This is a genomic window from Flavobacterium sp. 90 (assembly GCF_004339525.1).
GTDB lineage: Bacteria > Bacteroidota > Bacteroidia > Flavobacteriales > Flavobacteriaceae > Flavobacterium.
Window position 1 is genome coordinate 4073258 of the sequence record NZ_SMGE01000001.1, and the last position, 16724, is coordinate 4089981.

General features: G+C 33.3%; 14 protein-coding genes. 3 read left to right on the plus strand and 11 right to left on the minus strand.

The genetic code is table 11. The features are described from left to right. Positions 1–22 precede the first annotated feature (22 nt). From C8C83_RS17150 to nirB, 10 genes are all read right to left on the minus strand, one after another. Entirely contained in the window at positions 23–643 is a 621-nt protein-coding gene (locus C8C83_RS17150; protein ID WP_121329631.1) for a class I SAM-dependent methyltransferase, read from the minus strand. A gap of 3 nt (positions 644–646) precedes the next feature. Then, complete coding sequence (locus C8C83_RS17155; protein ID WP_121329632.1) at positions 647–1360, minus strand: endonuclease/exonuclease/phosphatase family protein; 714 nt, start codon at positions 1358–1360, stop codon at positions 647–649. Positions 1361–1429: 69 nt separating this feature from the next. Continuing rightward, a complete protein-coding gene (locus C8C83_RS17160; protein WP_121329633.1) occupies positions 1430–1801 on the minus strand; it encodes a hypothetical protein in 372 nt (123 codons plus the stop codon). Between the two features lie 683 nt (positions 1802–2484). Beyond that, on the minus strand, positions 2485–3756 hold the full coding sequence (locus C8C83_RS17165) for an alginate export family protein (protein WP_121329635.1): 1272 nt from the start codon (positions 3754–3756) through the stop codon (positions 2485–2487). Positions 3757–3853: 97 nt separating this feature from the next. Beyond that, on the minus strand, positions 3854–5332 hold the full coding sequence (locus tag C8C83_RS17170) for an MFS transporter (protein ID WP_121329636.1): 1479 nt from the start codon (positions 5330–5332) through the stop codon (positions 3854–3856). Positions 5333–5497: 165 nt separating this feature from the next. After that, positions 5498–6157, minus strand: coding sequence for a response regulator transcription factor (locus C8C83_RS17175; protein WP_121329637.1), 660 nt, complete (start codon positions 6155–6157; stop codon positions 5498–5500). Between the two features lie 342 nt (positions 6158–6499). Further along, positions 6500–8305, minus strand: coding sequence for an ATP-binding protein (locus C8C83_RS17180; protein ID WP_132011823.1), 1806 nt, complete (start codon positions 8303–8305; stop codon positions 6500–6502). Positions 8306–8371: 66 nt separating this feature from the next. Next, positions 8372–8956 carry a DUF4202 domain-containing protein gene (locus tag C8C83_RS17185; RefSeq protein ID WP_121329638.1) on the minus strand — a complete coding sequence of 195 codons (585 nt, stop codon included), beginning with the start codon at positions 8954–8956 and terminating at the stop codon, positions 8372–8374. A gap of 144 nt (positions 8957–9100) precedes the next feature. Next, a complete protein-coding gene (nirD, locus tag C8C83_RS17190) occupies positions 9101–9478 on the minus strand; it encodes a nitrite reductase small subunit NirD (protein ID WP_121329639.1) in 378 nt (125 codons plus the stop codon). 286 nt (positions 9479–9764) lie between these two features. Next, a complete protein-coding gene (gene nirB, locus C8C83_RS17195) occupies positions 9765–12278 on the minus strand; it encodes a nitrite reductase large subunit NirB (protein WP_121329640.1) in 2514 nt (837 codons plus the stop codon). Positions 12279–12642: 364 nt separating this feature from the next. Here nirB and C8C83_RS17200 point away from each other — a divergent pair, with 364 nt between their 5' ends. From C8C83_RS17200 to C8C83_RS17210, 3 genes are all read left to right on the plus strand, one after another. Then, positions 12643–13329 carry an META domain-containing protein gene (locus tag C8C83_RS17200; RefSeq protein WP_233566113.1) on the plus strand — a complete coding sequence of 229 codons (687 nt, stop codon included), beginning with the start codon at positions 12643–12645 and terminating at the stop codon, positions 13327–13329. Positions 13330–13433: 104 nt separating this feature from the next. Then, entirely contained in the window at positions 13434–13859 is a 426-nt protein-coding gene (locus C8C83_RS17205) for an META domain-containing protein (RefSeq protein WP_121329642.1), read from the plus strand. A 212-nt stretch (positions 13860–14071) separates the two neighbouring features. Then, positions 14072–15046 carry an integrase core domain-containing protein gene (locus C8C83_RS17210; protein WP_121326054.1) on the plus strand — a complete coding sequence of 325 codons (975 nt, stop codon included), beginning with the start codon at positions 14072–14074 and terminating at the stop codon, positions 15044–15046. Between the two features lie 103 nt (positions 15047–15149). On the opposite strand, the gene C8C83_RS17215 is transcribed toward C8C83_RS17210, so the two are convergent. Beyond that, a complete protein-coding gene (locus C8C83_RS17215) occupies positions 15150–16427 on the minus strand; it encodes a DUF2130 domain-containing protein (RefSeq protein WP_121329643.1) in 1278 nt (425 codons plus the stop codon). Between the last annotated feature and the right edge of the window lie 297 nt (positions 16428–16724).

Consider the following 16724-nt stretch of genomic DNA (forward strand, 5'->3'; position numbering starts at 1 on the left):
TCTCTACATGATGTGGGTAAATTTATTTTTTCTTTCCGATAAATCGAATTACAGAACCTTTTCCATTGTGGAATAAGCCTTCGTTAAGTTCGATTTCTTTTTCTTGTAATTCAATGATTTCATAATTAGGGAAATCAGCTTGAATTTCTTCAATAGAAAATAAGGATTCAATATCTTTTGGTCCGCCAACTTTGTCGTTTATCGCAAGATATTCTAAATGTTTTTTGCTGAAAGCTTCAAAAATTATGATTCCGTCTTTTCGCAAATAAGTCTCCAGCGTTTTGTGAATTGCCGATTTTATTTCAGCGGGAAAATGAGCGTAAATTAAAGCAATTGCATCAAATTGTTCGGTTTGATAATTTAAGGTTTCTAATTCTCCAACTTGATAATCAATTGTAACATTGTTGGCTTCGGCAAGTTTTAAGGCTTTGTTTTTTCCTTCTTCACTAATGTCAAAAGCGGAAACTTTCCAGCCTAATTTTGCGGCATAAATCGCATTTCTACCTTCACCTTCGGCAGGAAAAAGAATTGTTCCGGGGTTTAGTTTTTCAATTTGTTCTTTAAAATAATTGTTGGGTTCTTCGCCGTACGCAAATTCTTCGCTGCTGTAACGGTCGTCCCAACGCTGAGTCCAGTTGTTCATAGTTTATATATTAAATTTAATTATTAAAGGGTTGTGATCGCTATGCATCGTCCAGTCTTTGTAATTGCCAATTTCGACGTTTTCTAAAACGTCTATAAAATCATTAGATGCAAAACAATAATCAAGATGATAAGGTTTGTTTTCGTGACGGTACATGTACAAAGTTGGATGTTGTTCCTTGCCTTGTATCTGATTATAATATTTATGATAAGTACTAAAAATCTGTTTTGATTCTAATGTTTGCACAACTGTAGAATGATTTCCTTCCCGTCTTGGTTTATCCCAAATCGTATTACTATTGAAATCGCCAATTAAAATTGTTTTGGTTTCCCGAATTAAATCTGCATAATAATTTATCGCTTTCCAAACCTGAGTGACATAAGCGCCATCTTTATCTGCCGGATTATTAGCCCAAACGGCAAACAAAGTAAAGTCAATTTTTCCGCCTGTTACGGCAATTGGCAAAATATTTTTGAAGATTGGATTATGACAATCCAACAATTGAAATCGATAATCGCTATAAGAGAAAACACCAAGCCCTTTATGCGGATTTGTGCCATACCAAAGAATATCTGTTGGAGTTTTTATCCCGTCAGCGAACTTTAATTTTTCGGGATTTTCACACTCAGAAATTACAGCTATATCAGGATTGTAAGCCAAAATAAATTCGGCTTTTTTTCTGAATGCCATATTGCAATTCCAAGCGATGATTTTCATTGAATCAAAGATTTTGATTTTGTTCACGAGCGGGACGCTCGCGCTAGCGGTGATTAAAGATAGCTCTTTTTAATCTGAACCTACAAGTTTTGTTTTGCCATTATTGGTGTCAATTTCTGCAAAGTCATGTTTTCCAATAACAATAAGTAGTTTGTTTTTATTAAAACCTACGTATCTTATTTGAGGTTCTCCAACTTTTGGTATTCCACAAACCGAAATTACATTTGTTTGCCATTTTAGTTTGTTTTTCTTGAAGGCAGATATTGTCTGTAAATCCTTTTCAACATAGTAAATAACATTGTTGATTTTGATTCCTCTCTTTTGTGTTTTTGCAAAATTTATTTCTGAATCTTTTGAAATTAAGTCTGCATTGTATTTTTGTGCAAAGCTTGATTGAGCTACAATGAACGTGAATAGAGATAGTTTAAAAAGTTGCTTCATAGGTTAGTTTTTGTTTGTTGAGCTTTGATTTGGGATCGAAACTTTTTTTAAAATAAAATAATTTAAAATTTGGGATGAAATTATACTAAATAAAGCAATAAGTTGATAGTTTACATTTTGATAATGATAATAATACATGTTTTTAATATCGGCTGATGTGGTGTATTTTATAATTTGAGATTCTACAAAGCAATAGAAAAGATAAAATAAAACTAGAAGTACTGAAAAAACTAAAAGAGAAACGAGGTTGTTTCTTTTCTGTTTTTGCAATTTTGAAGTAATATATAATCCAATTGGAATTAGTGTAAGTATAAATCCTAAATCAGGAACAAAAAATCTAATTTGCTTTGCGCCGTAATATTCCAAATCATAATTTGCAATTTTTAAAATAAGTGTTCGTGTTAAAGTTCTATATTGTATATCATAAAATAATCCAATAAGGAAAAATAGAATTATTGAAACGAATAAAATTATTATGCTTTTAAATTTCATTGGATAGTGTTGACTTTTTTTTTGATTTTTAAGATGAGCTAAAAGTAATGTTACCAAATAGATACTCTTGAAGAACTTATTCAAATATACCTAATTTAAAGTTTAAAATATGTTTGTGAAAAGGTCAAAAAAATACCCTTTTTCAAAAAAGAAAAAGGGTAAAATATATAATTTAAGATTTGAAAAAAGCTCTATTTTTTCCAGGTAAAAATTCTAGGATTAACTGAAATCATTAACCAAGCCCAATTGTTGGTATGTCCGGCATCTCCGCCTTTTATGAATTCCATAGTTTTAGATCCAAACATTTGAGAATAACCACCAGAAACATTAATGTCTTTTCTAAAGCTGTAGCCAAAAGTAGCATCAATCTCAGTTCCTAAATAAGAATCCATTTTTTCGTTCAACGGAGTTACTACATCAGCAGCAGCTAAAAATACATGCGGAATCAAAGCAAATTGCCATTTGTTAGAATTATAGTTTAGTTTTAAGAAAGCATCTTGCAAACCAACATTTTTTAAGTGATTCCCAACATAAAAATAATCCATATAACCGTTGAATCCATGATTTGTACCAAATATAGGGTTGAATGATTTAATTACCGAGCTTCCGTCAGTTGTAGCTTTTCCAGATAGAAATTCATATCCTAAACCAGCTTTAAAAGAATCTGTTACATTATAACCAATGTTTATTGCAGCATCGTAGGCGCTAACTTGTTGATCCGTACTTTTTCCGGTTTGACCATAGAAACTTAAGTTACCGTCAATTTTTCCTGTTTTGTAGGTTAAATAAGTTCCAAAGGTTTGCATGTAATCTATTATTAAGTCAGGATTGGGTATGGTGGGTGTTCTTGAAAATTCATAACCCGTATTTAACAACAATAAACTAGCTCCAATTTTATCAAAAGTAGTATGATACCATGCATATTGCATTGTTTTGTAATTGGCTATAGTATAAGGTGTTTGAACCGTGTTTTCAGCATTTGAGTTATAAGCTAATCCCATATCAAGCTGATGGTTTTTTGGATGAAAAGAAACCATTAACGCATCGTGGCTTTGTCCTTGTTGCGCCCAATCCATTTCTCCCATAATACGTTGATTATCGTATGAAAGTACCTGACGTCCCATTCTGGCGCTCCATTTTTCAGTGAAGTCATATTGTGCCCATCCTTCAAAAACAGCTACACCATTTTTATCTGCAGTGGCTGTAGTGGTTACATCTCCCCAGGTTCTGGTATTCTGAAACGTTAATTTTACGGTTAAAGCATCTTGTTTGTAATTGAAGTTTAATCTTGAACGTTGCGAGATTTGCGAAGTTCCTTCCTCATTATCCTTTAAAAGTGATTTGTAACCATTTCGATATTCAAAACGAGGTCTTATTTGTAAATTTACATCTAATTCTTGTGCCTGACTTTCAACGCCAATTCCTGCTAATAGCAATAAAAGAATTATTTTTAGATTTTTCATAATTTGGTTTGTTTAAATAATGGTATAAAAGTATAAGAAAAAGATTTCTTTTTTTGTGATAATAATCATGTTCTTAATTTTTTAACTTTTAACAGATTTAATTTCGGTCAATTACCTTGGCTAAAATTGGTTGCTTTTCGTTCATGATTTTTGTTATAGTATAATGCATCCAAATCAGACAAAGGGCTGAAAATATAAAGATAAAAATCCATGAACTCGACCAGATTCCAGTTGCGGTCAGCAAATATCCAAAAATTATCGGACCAAAAAATCCGCCTAAACCACCAATCATTCCTACCATTCCGCCAACAACACCAATTTCAGTCGGGAAGTATTCTGGAATATGTTTGTAAACTGCTGCTTTTCCAATTCCCCATGAAATACCGATAAGAATAACCAGAACCAGAAAAACCCACATATTAGCATCGAATTTAATTACCGTAATTCCTTTTGCAAGCAGCTCTTTCTTTTTTACAGTTTGGTTTTGCTCGACTACAACTTGCTGCCATGAAGTTTTAGTTGGCAAGATAGCATTTTCATTTGTATTCTCTTTTTTCTGAGCTACTGCAAAATCAGTTTCTCCAATTTTAATTTGTTCGTTTGAAACAGAAGTAATTATTCCTTTTTTAGTGGCCAGAACGCCCGGACCAGTTGTAGTAATCTCCATCTTCGGAATCATTAGTAAAGCACTTAAAATTACTGACGAACTTAAAACCCAATACATCACTTTTCTGGCTCCGAATTTATCTGATAAGTAACCACCAAAAGCTCTGATTACGCCCGACGGTAAACTAAAAAGCGTTGCAAATAATCCACCCATAACCAGACTGGTTTGATAAACGTTCATAAAGTTGGGTAAAAGCCATTGTGAATAAGCGACAAAACATCCGAAAACTAAAAAGTAGTATGCTCCAAAACGCCAAACTCTGGCAGATTTTAAGGATTGTAACATTTGAGAAATGGTTTTGGTATTGTTTTCTATTTTTTTGTTTGTAGCAAAAATTAAAAATGCAATTCCAATAATGACTAAAGCGACTCCATAAATAACAGGAAGTATTTTCCAGCCGTTTTGAGGATCATTAATAGAGAAATGATTCAATAACGACGGCGCTAAAAAAGTTGTAATGGCAGCTCCGGCATTTCCCATTCCGAAGATTCCGAGAGCGCGTCCCTGCCATTCTTTTGGATACCAAATTGAGGTATAGCCAATCCCAACGGCAAAACTGGTTCCAACCATTCCGAATAAAAAACTTAAGATTGCAAACGTTATAAAGCTATCAGCAAAAGGCAATAAAAATAGAGGAATCGAACAGAGCAGAAGTAAAAGCGAAAAGACATATTTACCGCCATATTTATCCGTAAGTATTCCAATTGGTAAACGCATGATTGAACCGGTTAAAATTGGAATTCCAAGAAGCCAGCCAACTTGCACAACACTCCAATTGAAAATGCCGTTGTCAACCAAAAAAGTTACCAATACACCGTTTAATGTCCAACAAGCAAAACATACGGTGAAGGCTAAAGTATTCAAAAATAAAATCTTGTGTGATTGTGATAAAGAGTTTGTATTTTTCATAGTACTTAGATTTGTTTTACCAAATGTAAATACTTATAAGTATAAATACGTAATTTTATCTAAGTATTTTGAGTTTAATAAGTAGATTTACCAACATCACAAAATTGATTCTCTATTTTATTAAAATGCTATTTTTAAAAGCTCCTTTTTGTTGTTTAAACAGAATTATAAAAGCGAATATTCTGTGGCTTTGTTCGAAAGTTCCATTAAATTCTTCACTTTAAGCTTTTTCATTAGATTAAAACGGTGTACTTCGGCAGTTCGCTTGCTAATTTCCAGAGCTTCAGCGATTTCCTTGTTGCCTTTTCCGGATAATAAAAGCGTTAGAATTTCTTTTTCTCTTTTGGTAATCATCATTTCTTCGCCTAAATTTTGTTTAGGTTCCAAAGATGTTGAAACATTCGTTAATTGACTGATTAATATTGACGAAATATCTCCGCTGAAATATTTTCCGCCCGCAGCAACAGTATGCAGTGCTTTCAGGAATTCTTCTTTGCTTGAACCTTTAAGTAAATAACCATCGGCACCAGCCTTGATAGATTTCAATACGTATTCTTCAGATTCATGCATCGAAAGCATAATAATTTTTACAGTATTACTTTCGCTTCTAAGTTTTTCTACTACCTCGATACCTGTTAAATTAGGCATACGAATATCTACTATAAGTAAATCCGGTTTGCTGGCTGTAACAACTTCAAGAGCATCGGCTCCATCAATAGCTTCGCCTACAACCTCAATGTTTGCTTCGTTTTCCAGTAAAGATTTTATTCCATCTCTTACAAATACATGATCATCTGCCAGAACTACTCGAATATTATTGCTCATGATTTACTTAATTTTGATTCTTGATTTTTACGTATATTCATCTAAAAAGAAGATGCTAAGATACGTAATTTTTGTAATTTTTTTATAATTAGATAATTTGTCAATTAGAAAATATCTTGATAAGATAATATGCCAATTAGATAATTAGATAATTCGTTGTAGACTTTTGTCTATTTTCTTTTTTTAAGAGAGGTTTTGTTTTTTTGTCATCTCGATCCCGAAGCTTCGGGAGAGAAATCACACAAGTAGATCGACAAAGATTGCGAAAACCTTTGTCAAAGTTCAAAACTTTGACAAAGGTCTGCGTGTAGAAAATTATCTAATTGACTAATTAACTAATTCTCAAATAGGAATATTAAAAGTAATCCTCGTTCCTTCGCCGGGAATCGATTTAATAAAAACGCGTCCGTTGATGTATTGAATTCTTTCTTTCATGAATAATAATCCCATTCCGGATTCGCTGTTGCGTTTTTTGTCGACCGCATGTATATCAAAACCTTTACCGTTGTCGTCTACAATAATGCTTAGCAAAGTATCACTGTGCGAAAGCTGCACAATAATATGCGACGATTCAGCATATTTTATGGCATTGTTTATCGCTTCCTGAGTTAAGCGATAAATATTGATTTCGATTAGAGAATCCAGACGTTGGTTAAAATCGGTTTTGTTGTAAAACAGAATTTCTTTTCCTGTTAATTTCGAAAGTTCCTGCGTAAGTTTTGCGAGAGAAGAAACAATACCATGATCGCTTAATTCCGGTGGCATCAGATTGAAAGTTGCCGTTCGAACACCTTTGATGATATCAAGCGATAATTTTTTTAAATATTCTATTTTTTGAGCCGCTTTTTCTTTGTCTTCCAGGTTAATACTTTCTAAACTGAATTTTAATCCCGTAAGCATTTGACCAATTCCGTCGTGAATTTCTTTGGCAATTCGGTTTTGTTCGTTTTCCTGATTTTCGACAATTTTGCTGGAAATAATCTTTTGCTGATTGATTTTTTCAGTGCTGTTTTCAATGTTCAAGCGTTCAACTTCTCGTTGGGCTTTTTTGCGTTCCGTAATGTTAAAACAAACAATTAAAAGTTCTAATTCGTCCTTTTTAATCATTACCGGAACCATCGATAAATCAAGCCAGATCGTTTGCGCTTCCTTATTAATGATCTTGATTTCGCCTTGCCAGCCGCTTCTTTGTTTTTCAAAAATAATACGGTCAATATTAAGCTGCTCTTTTTCGTCAGTCGTCAATATTTCTGAGAATTTCTTGTTAGAAGAAAACTTGGTATAATTTAAAAGTTTGGCAAATTTTTCTCCAACATGAATAATCGAACCATCAGGAGCAATGCGGCAATAAAGCAACGTATTTTCCATTGCATAATTGAGCGATTTTAATTCTTTTACCGAATTTTCTTTGATTTCACTGATAATTTCTGTGTCGTGCGCCAGTTTTAAAGCTTTCTTTTCAGAAGATAAAAGTTTCGCGATCAGTTTTTCGATTTTCTTATTTGTAGGTCTGAAAATGAATAAAAATTCTAAAAGCAGAACTAAAAGAGTAAAACCAAAAATCCAATATTCGATCTTACGTTGTTCCGTAACTTTTTCGTGAGCTTCGAGATCGTATTGTGTTACGATCTGATTCATTTTCGAAAGGAAAACACCTTCGTTTTCAAGAACAAGCTGAACCAGTTTTTGATTATTGGTTAAGTTATTTTTCTGTTCTAAATTTAGAAGAAATAAATCAGTTGTTTCAGCGATTGTTGTGAAATTGGGTTTTATTTCACGATATAATTTTGTCAGTGTTTCGCTTTTTTCTTTTGGAAAAGCCAAACTATCACTGCCATTTTCTAAGGCATTTTGAGTAGTTTTCCAAAGAGATAAAACTTCCTTTAAATGCGAAATTTTTTGTGGAGAAACATTAGTAGAAACATAATTCAAAATCAATATTTCTTTGACAATTTTTTGGCTCAGCATTCTTTGCTTTCCCGAAATATTGATGATTTTAGAATCGCTTAATTGTTGTTTTAGATTGTATTGAACCAAAAACTGACTTAAAATGATGGTTATAGCAATCGTCAGAAGTGCAAAAAAATACAGACGGCGTAAATTTTTGAAAGTGATTTTATCTGCAGCTTCCTGATTGTTTTTTTTCATTCGAAAATAAGATCTGTCTTTTTTGGGGAGAATATAAGTTGCTTTTAATTCGTTTTATAAAAGCATTTACAATCCTAAAGATGCTTTTATTAAGTTTAAGTTTTCTTCAGAATAACTAATTTTTAAGGCTTCCTGATGTCCTTTGTCAGACATTTTATCCCAGGTTTTTTTGATGATATTTTTTAGTTTTTCTTCGTCGTGCTTGTGCACAAAAGGATCTAAGTAATATTCCAGAAATACCAAACAAATTACGTCTTCAAGTAATTGAGTTTCGGCATCTTTTTTAAGTAATTTCTTTTCGATTAAAAACGAAACACGGTCAATAAACTCTTGCGAATATCCTGCTTTTTCTAAGATTCCTGCGGTAGTTTTGGCGTGGAATTTTTTAAGTTCTTCGCGCCATTTCAAATATCCAACACGATCCATTGGATAAGATTCTCTCGCGACTTTCCATCGGCAAATATGTTGTGCTTTTGACGCAATCTGAATTTCTTCTGAAGCTTCAGGTTCAAATTGCATTAATCTTTCGTACATCCTGTTTGAATATAATAATTCCTTAGGATATTCGACATTTTGGTCGATTTCGATATTCGGATCCTGAGCATTTTCTGCATCAATCCATTCGCTTGCTTTTTGAAAAGGTGTGTTCATTTTTGTAGTTAGATAATAGAATTCAAATATACGGAATTAAGTAGAAAAGTTTGAAGTTGAAAGTCTAAAGGAGATGAAAGAAGCAAGAAGCAAGATTTGAAAAACTATATTATCTTGTTTCTTTCATCTTGTATCTTAAAAAGTCTAATCTAGAAAACCTACAAACACTTCGTTTTCTACTACTTTAACCGGATATGTTGCAATTTTAAAATCATCTCCATTTAGGTTTGAACCGTCTACTAATGAGAATGTTTTTTTGTGCATTGGACAGGCGATTTTTGGGATATCATCTGTTGAACCGGTCATTCCTCTTGCGAGAACCATTTCCATTTTATGCGGACAGGCATTTTGGCAAGCGTACCATTCGTTGCGACGTGCAAAATTGAAAATGGCGATTTGTTTGTTTTTATATTTGATGCAACCGCCACGGTTGGTTGGGAAATCTTCTATTTTTCCGGCTTTGAACCAAATTGTTGCATCACTTGGGTGAACGGTTTCATATTGATTTAAGATTTCTTCCATTGGATTCAAATTTTAGTTTCCTGTTTCTTATCCCTCTTTTTACAATCAAGAGAGTTATGATGGCGCAGTAAAAAAGAGGGTAAGAGGACAGCAAACGTTAGTGATATTATTTTTCTTTTTTTTGGAGCTGGATTTTTGTAATTAAAAATTGAGAATTAAAAATTAAAAATCTTTGAAACTGCAATTTTTATAATAACTATACTATGTTTATTTAAACAAGTGAAACGCCTTTTTTGAGTTCATAAAATCTATGTTTCTATGTGTTTAAATAATTATGTATAAAGCTTTACGACCACGCTTTTGGCGCTTTTTGATCTCTTAATGGAACAAAAACAACATTATCATCTTTCTCTTCAGAGTTTACAAAATGGTTAAAGCGTTTCAATAATCTTGGTTTTTCGAGAACTTGTTTCCATTCACATTCAAAAGTATTTACAAGAGTCTGCATTTCGGCTTCAAGCGTTTCGCAAATTCCTAAACTATCTTCGATTATTACTTCTTTTAAGTACTCTAAACCTCCGTCTAGTTTTTCCAGCCAGGTTGCTGTTCTAACAAGCGGACCAGCCGTGCGGATGTAATACATTAGGTATCGATCCATGTATTTTATAACGGTTTCTTTGTCGATTTTCTCGGCCAATAAAACCGCATGTTTAGGATTTGCGCCACCATTTCCGGCGATATACAAATTCCAACCGCCTTCAACTGCAATTAATCCAAAATCTTTTCCGCGAGCTTCGGCACATTCACGAATACAAGCTGAAACACCACCTTTAAGTTTGTGAGGAGAACGAATTCCTTTGTATCTGTTTTCTAATTCTATGGCAAATCCGGCGCTGTCGTCCATTCCGTAACGACACCAAGCATTTCCTACGCAGCTTTTTACAGCACGAAGTGATTTTCCGTAAGCGTGTCCGCTTTCAAAACCATTATCGATTAATATTTTCCAGATTTTTGGCAAATCACTTAAATGTGCTCCGAACAAATCGACACGTTGCGCTCCGGTAATTTTAGTGTATAAATCAAACTGTTTGGCAACTTCTCCAATCACGATTAATTTCTCGGCAGTAATTTCACCTCCGGCAACTCTTGGAACTACAGAATAAGTTCCGTTTCGTTGAATATTAGCTAAGAATCTATCGTTTGTATCTTGAGTTGTAACATGTTTGTTTGCAGTGTCATTATAAATACTCGAGAAAATCGAAGCTACAACAGGTTTACAAACCTCGCAACCATCGCCTTTACCATGATGATCGATAACTTCGTAGAAATTCTCGTATTTATTGATTTTTACCAAATCGAATAATTCCTGACGTGTATAGCTAAAATGCTCACAAATAACATCTTTTACTTCTTTTCCTAATGATTTTTGAGTGGCTTTTACCAAATCAGAAACCATTGGTTTACAACCTCCACAACCAGAAGTAGCTTTGGTATGTTTGACAACATCTGAAAAATTGGAACAAGTTTCATCCAGAAGCGAACAGCAAATTGAACCTTTAGTTACATTTTCGCAAGAACAGATTACTGCTGTGTCTGGCAAATCAAGAACGCTTCCTAAACTTGAACCTTCTGAACCATCACGAGAACCTAAAATCAAATCTTCGGGATTTTTTGGCAACGCCATTGCATTACTGTAAATCTGAAAAAGTGAATTGTAATCACTGGAATCTCCAACTAAAATTCCGCCTAATAAAGTTTTAGAATCTTTGGTAACATTGATTCTTTTATAAATTCCGCTTAGTTTATTTTCATAAATGATCGCTGTTACATCGTTATTTTCGACAAAAGGATCACCAAAACTCGCAACTTCAACACCAATTAATTTCAATTGTGTCGACATATCGATGGTTTCTCTCATGGTTTTAGAACCATTTAAGATTTGCTCAGCGGCTACATCGGCCATTTCGTAACCCGGAGCAACAAGTCCGTAAATATTTTGATTGTACAGAGCAACTTCGCCAATCGCAAAAATAGAAGGATCTGATGTTTGCATTTGATTGTTTACCACAACGCCGCCTCGCAAACCAACTTCAAGACCGGAAACTCGGGCTAATTCATCGCGAGGTTTAATTCCGGCAGAAATAACCAACATGTCTACTTTTAACAATTCGTCGTCAGCAAACATCATTCCCGTTATACGTTCTTTACCGTCGATATATTGTGTTGCTTTATTGAGATGAATTCCAATATTTAATTCTTCGATTTTAGATTGCAACATATCGCTGGCGCCTTTGTCTAATTGTCTAGGCATCAATCGCGGAGCAAATTCTACAACATGAGGATTCAATCCTAAATCACGAACGGCTTTTGCTGCTTCAAGACCTAATAAACCCCCGCCTAAAACTGCCGCTTCGGTTGCACCTTTTTGTTTTATTTTTTTGGCGTAAGCCATAATTGCATCCAGATCTTCGATAGTTCTGTATACAAACACGCCTTCTTTTTCGACACCATCAATAGGAGGAACGAATGCCGAAGAACCCGTTGCAAGAACTAAGTAATCGTACGTATGTGTTTTTTCTAAATGCGTATGTATTGTTTTTTCTTCACGATTAATATCTGTAATTAATTCAGAAGTATTTAGAGTAATGTTGTTTTGTGCGTACCATTCAGTAGTAGATAACGAAAGGTCATCTGCAGTTTTTCCTCCAAAGTATTCACTTAAATGAACTCTGTCATAAGCGCGTCTGGGTTCTTCGCCAAAGACTGTAATCTGATACTTTTCCTGTCCTGATTTTGCGACGAATTTTTCGCAAAATTTATAACCAACCATGCCGTTTCCAACTACTATTACTCTAATCATGATTTCTTTAATTAAGTATTACTACGCAAATATAAGTATTTGTACTTATAAAAATACGTATTTAGGTAATTTTTTTAAGTAGTACTTTGTTTTTTTCTAAGTATTTCGCCTCAATCTTTTAAGTAGCGCGGGTTAAAAGGTTTTTTGATTTTTTGATTTTTTTTGTAATTGTGTTATTTTTCTTAATTTTATAAGAGATTTGACCTAAAAAAATCATAAAAAACAAGGCTTGATAATTTTTGGCTTAGTTTTTTCTAGTGGGAAGGCATAATAAAAAATATATAATATGAAAAAAGTACTTTTACTATGTGTCTTAACAACTGTTGTGTTAAGTTGCAAGTCAGTCGCAGTTAAAAATTCGAACATGAAAGAAACAACTTCTAAAGCAACTTCAGACGAAGAAGATCTAACAGTTTATTTTAAAGCTACTGGAAATGAACCATTTTGGGGATTGAAAATAGGGAAAGACAAAACTGTTTTTACATCATTAATTGAAGGAATGGAATCTATAAGTTTTGAATCTGTTGAACCAATCAGAGCTATGGATGCCAATGTAAAAATGTATAGACTTAACAACGGAAAAACTTCTGCCACGGTTACAATTCAACAATTCGACTGTCAGGATTCAATGTCAGGCGAAAAATCACCTTATACAGTTAAGGTAGAAATTAACAGCAAAACCTTAAATGGCTGTGGAAAATATATTACAGATTACCGCTTACATGACATTTGGGTTTTGGAAGAATTAAACGGAAAAAAAGTTGCTCTTACTGATTTTCAAAAAGAATTACCAAGAATTGAGATCCATGCTGCCGATAATAAATTTATGGGATTTGGAGGTTGTAATTCTATAGGTGGAACTATTTTTTATGAGAAAGATCTATTGAGATTTTCAAATGTAATTTCGACTTTGATGGCTTGTGCATCTGGTAATAAAGAAGGTGAATTTATCAAAGCGCTTCAAAGTACAACCACTTATACTATTGGAAACAATAGATTAACGCTTTCGAATCCTTCAGGAAAACTTTTGGTTCTTAGAAAAGTAGATTAATTTTTGAAATGTCTTAATCTGTTTTAAAAATAACCTACAGTGTACTATGGTGCATTATAATTAAAATATTTTTGTAAAATAAAACTTATAAAAAGTTATTTTACATGAAAAAGATTTTAATGTTATTTATTGCAGTTTCATTAGCTTACAGTTGCAAATCAACTAAGAATGCAAATGCAACGACAGCTGCAAGTTCGGTTGAAAAGAAAGTACAGCAAACCTGGATTTTAGAAAATCTAAATGGGAAAGTGGTTACTGAAAAGGATTTTTCAATTCTTCCAAAAATCGTATTGAGTTCGTCAACATTCTCTGGATCTACAGGATGTAATGCTATAAAAGGAAATTTATTTTCGAAAGGTGCAGGGCAAATCCAGTTTTTGAATTTTACTTCAGAAACTAAAAAGTGCGATGCAAAAAAAGAAGGTGAGTTTTCGCAATTGTTAAAAACAACTTCAGGTTATTCAGTAGAGAATAATAAGTTGATGCTTTCAAATCAATTTGGATTGACAATGTCTTTCAAAAAAGGTTAATTAAAGCAGCTTCAAAATAGAAAGGCTTCGATTGATTTCGAAGCCTTTTTTGTATCATTTTGTCATTTCGACCGAAGGGAGAAATCATACTAGAAGCTCCGCAATCAAAATTGCCAATCTTTGTCGATTTACGAGTGTGATTTCTCCTCCGTCGAAATTGTAGATGTTAGATATTTCGGTAACAAAATTTAACTTTAATAAATTTTGTTACGATGAGAAATAATAGTCAGGATTCCACTTTAGAGCGGAACTACTTAGAGAAGTATCGTTTTCTAATAAAAGAATATGAACAGGTAAAAAATAAAACTCATCCTTTGTATAAAAAAGCAATGGATTTTTATGCAGCAAATAATACTTGCCGAAAGAGTTTTTTAAAGTATTATAATCGCTTTAAACAAAGTGGGAAATCTATTGATTTATTGCCCCAAAAAAGAGGTCCCAAATATAAAACAAGACGTCCTTTGCCTTTTATAGAGCAAAAAGTAATTGCATTACGAGAAAAAGGAAACAACAAATATGAAATTGTTAGTATCTTAAGACCCAAATTAGGGAAGCATACACCATCATATTCAGGAGTTTATAATATTTTAAAACGCAATAAAATAAATAGATTAACTCCGAAGATTAAAAAGAATCATCAAAAAATAATCAAGGAAAGAATGGGACAACTTGGTCATATTGATTGTCATTATTTGAGCAAAAGTATAATTAAAGGGGAAAATAAAAATCGCTATTTAGTTTGTGTAATAGATGATTACAGTCGAATTGCCTGGGCTGAATTAGTTTCTGATATTACCAGTTTAACAGTTATGTTTGCGGCATTGAAATGTTTAAACATCCTAAGTGATCATTATGAAATAAAATTTGAAGAGATATTATCTGATAATGGAGCTGAATTTGGACCTAAAACAAGCAAAGTGAAAAATAATCACCCTTTTGAGAGGATGTTAATGGAATTAGGTATTGTTCATAGGTACACAAAACCCTACAGACCACAAACTAATGGTAAAGTTGAACGCTTTTGGAGAACTCTTGAAGATGATTTATTGAGAGACACAGATTTTGATTCTCATGAAGAATTAAAAGAAGAATTATTGCAATACTTATATTATTATAATCATGAAAGACCACATCAAGGTATTGATGGAAAAAAACCAATCGAAATGATAAATCCGTTACCGAAATAAGTAACCTTTACAGAAATGACAAGATTGCTAATAAAAAAATCCGTAAAAATCCGCGTCTTCGTGATAGCGAATCCGTCAAATCCGCGTACCATTTTCACGTTTGCTATTCCAATTCCTCATTCAGATCTTTTTCTTCATCAACAAAATCCAATTCGAGAGCACGAACAGTCTGAACAGCATTTCCAGCGATACCGCGAATAGAACCGTACATTCCTAATGTATTGTGAATCACTTTTTCGATTTGTTTTTCGCGTTGTTTCCAGATACGTTGCATGGCTCTTTTCTCCGAGTCAAGATCACTTTGCATTTGCGTAAAACCTTCAACAATACCTTCGATTTGCAAACGGAATTCATTACTTGTTAAGAAATCATACAACATCGACATTTTATCTCCTTTATTTTCCTGCGCCTGAACAGCCTGACTTACCTGAATTAAAGACTGACGTAAAACGGCACTTAAACCTTTAAATTCTTCGTAAGTACAAATCCAGATTCCATCACGCATTCCCATTCGGTCCATTCCGGCAGGCATAACTTCAGTTACTAAAACACCAATATTCGCTCTTTTGGTTCTAATATCGTTTTTGAATTTCTCAATCCAAGCGGGTTGAAAAGCTTTTGTACGTTTGCTTTCGTAATAAATAGAACCACAATTTTGCAACTCGCGCGTATTTACAATTTGAAGACAATCGGCACCATTTGCGCCTTTTTTTACTTCATCAATAGTATCTAAAGGAAAATTATTTGCCAGCCATTCTTCAATTGCCAATTCCATAACTTCGCCTTGTAATTGCATAGAACCTTGTTCCTGCTTGCGTTTCATTTCTTCGATCAGTTTCTTTTGATCGTCGGATTGCTTTTGATATTCTTTGATTTTTAGTTCGTTTTTTTCTTCTTCCTGTTTTCGGATTTTATCACGTTCCAAAACTAAAGTTGCATTAAGTTGCTTTTGAGCTTCGGCTTCGATTGCTTCTTTCATTTCCAGTTTTTCACGCTGAAGTTTAGCAATTTCACCTTCCATTTTATTAAGTTCGCGAAGTTTCTCTGATTTCTCAGAAAGTTCTTTTTCCATCGCAACTAAACGATCTTTATTCTCTTCGGCGAGTTTATTTTTTACTTTTTCGGTAATCTCTTTTTCAGCTGTTTTTTTCTCGCGTTCTAAGCGTTTAGCAAAAAGTTCATTTTCCTGTTTCTTTTTGGCTTCAAATTCGGTTTTTGCCTTTTCGAATTGCTCGTTTTTAAGTTCTAATTCTTTGGCTTGAGCATTTGCTTTTTGTTGATATTCTTTACGGATACTATCTTCTAACTGATGCTTTAAAATATCATTTACATCGATCGTTGTTCCGCAACTTGGGCACTGAATTGAAGATTGCTCTGCCATTTTTATTTATTTTATTGAGTAGAATTATAATTTGCTAAGGTATTTAAAAATTGAGGTTTTTTTGCCAAGAATTTTAATTAATCTCGCAAAGTCGCAGAGACGCAAAGTTTTTTTGTTTCACGCAGATTTTGCAGATTGAGCAGATTTTTTAATCATTTTAATCTTTTAATCTGTGGCTTTAAAAAATAGAATGAAATGACATAAAAGGAGAAAAAACTTTGCGTCTCTGCGACTTTGCGAGATTCACTTTTAAAGTATGCAATTTAGCTACTTCTAAAAACTAATTTTTACGGATTT

Excerpts from the sequence above, each read along its gene's own strand:
- C8C83_RS17175 (WP_121329637.1), bottom strand. The coding sequence starts at position 6,157 with ATGAGCAATAATATTCGAGTAGTTCTGGCAGATGATCATGTATTTGTA.
- nirB (WP_121329640.1), bottom strand. The coding sequence starts at position 12,278 with ATGATTAGAGTAATAGTAGTTGGAAACGGCATGGTTGGTTATAAATTT.
- C8C83_RS17205 (WP_121329642.1), top strand. The coding sequence starts at position 13,434 with ATGAAAAAGATTTTAATGTTATTTATTGCAGTTTCATTAGCTTACAGT.
- C8C83_RS17155 (WP_121329632.1), bottom strand. The coding sequence starts at position 1,360 with ATGAAAATCATCGCTTGGAATTGCAATATGGCATTCAGAAAAAAAGCC.
- C8C83_RS17150 (WP_121329631.1), bottom strand. The coding sequence starts at position 643 with ATGAACAACTGGACTCAGCGTTGGGACGACCGTTACAGCAGCGAAGAA.
- C8C83_RS17160 (WP_121329633.1), bottom strand. The coding sequence starts at position 1,801 with ATGAAGCAACTTTTTAAACTATCTCTATTCACGTTCATTGTAGCTCAA.
- C8C83_RS17165 (WP_121329635.1), bottom strand. The coding sequence starts at position 3,756 with ATGAAAAATCTAAAAATAATTCTTTTATTGCTATTAGCAGGAATTGGC.
- C8C83_RS17210 (WP_121326054.1), top strand. The coding sequence starts at position 14,072 with ATGAGAAATAATAGTCAGGATTCCACTTTAGAGCGGAACTACTTAGAG.
- C8C83_RS17200 (WP_233566113.1), top strand. The coding sequence starts at position 12,643 with ATGAAAGAAACAACTTCTAAAGCAACTTCAGACGAAGAAGATCTAACA.
- C8C83_RS17215 (WP_121329643.1), bottom strand. The coding sequence starts at position 16,427 with ATGGCAGAGCAATCTTCAATTCAGTGCCCAAGTTGCGGAACAACGATC.
- C8C83_RS17185 (WP_121329638.1), bottom strand. The coding sequence starts at position 8,956 with ATGAACACACCTTTTCAAAAAGCAAGCGAATGGATTGATGCAGAAAAT.
- C8C83_RS17180 (WP_132011823.1), bottom strand. The coding sequence starts at position 8,305 with ATGAAAAAAAACAATCAGGAAGCTGCAGATAAAATCACTTTCAAAAAT.
- nirD (WP_121329639.1), bottom strand. The coding sequence starts at position 9,478 with ATGGAAGAAATCTTAAATCAATATGAAACCGTTCACCCAAGTGATGCA.
- C8C83_RS17170 (WP_121329636.1), bottom strand. The coding sequence starts at position 5,332 with ATGAAAAATACAAACTCTTTATCACAATCACACAAGATTTTATTTTTG.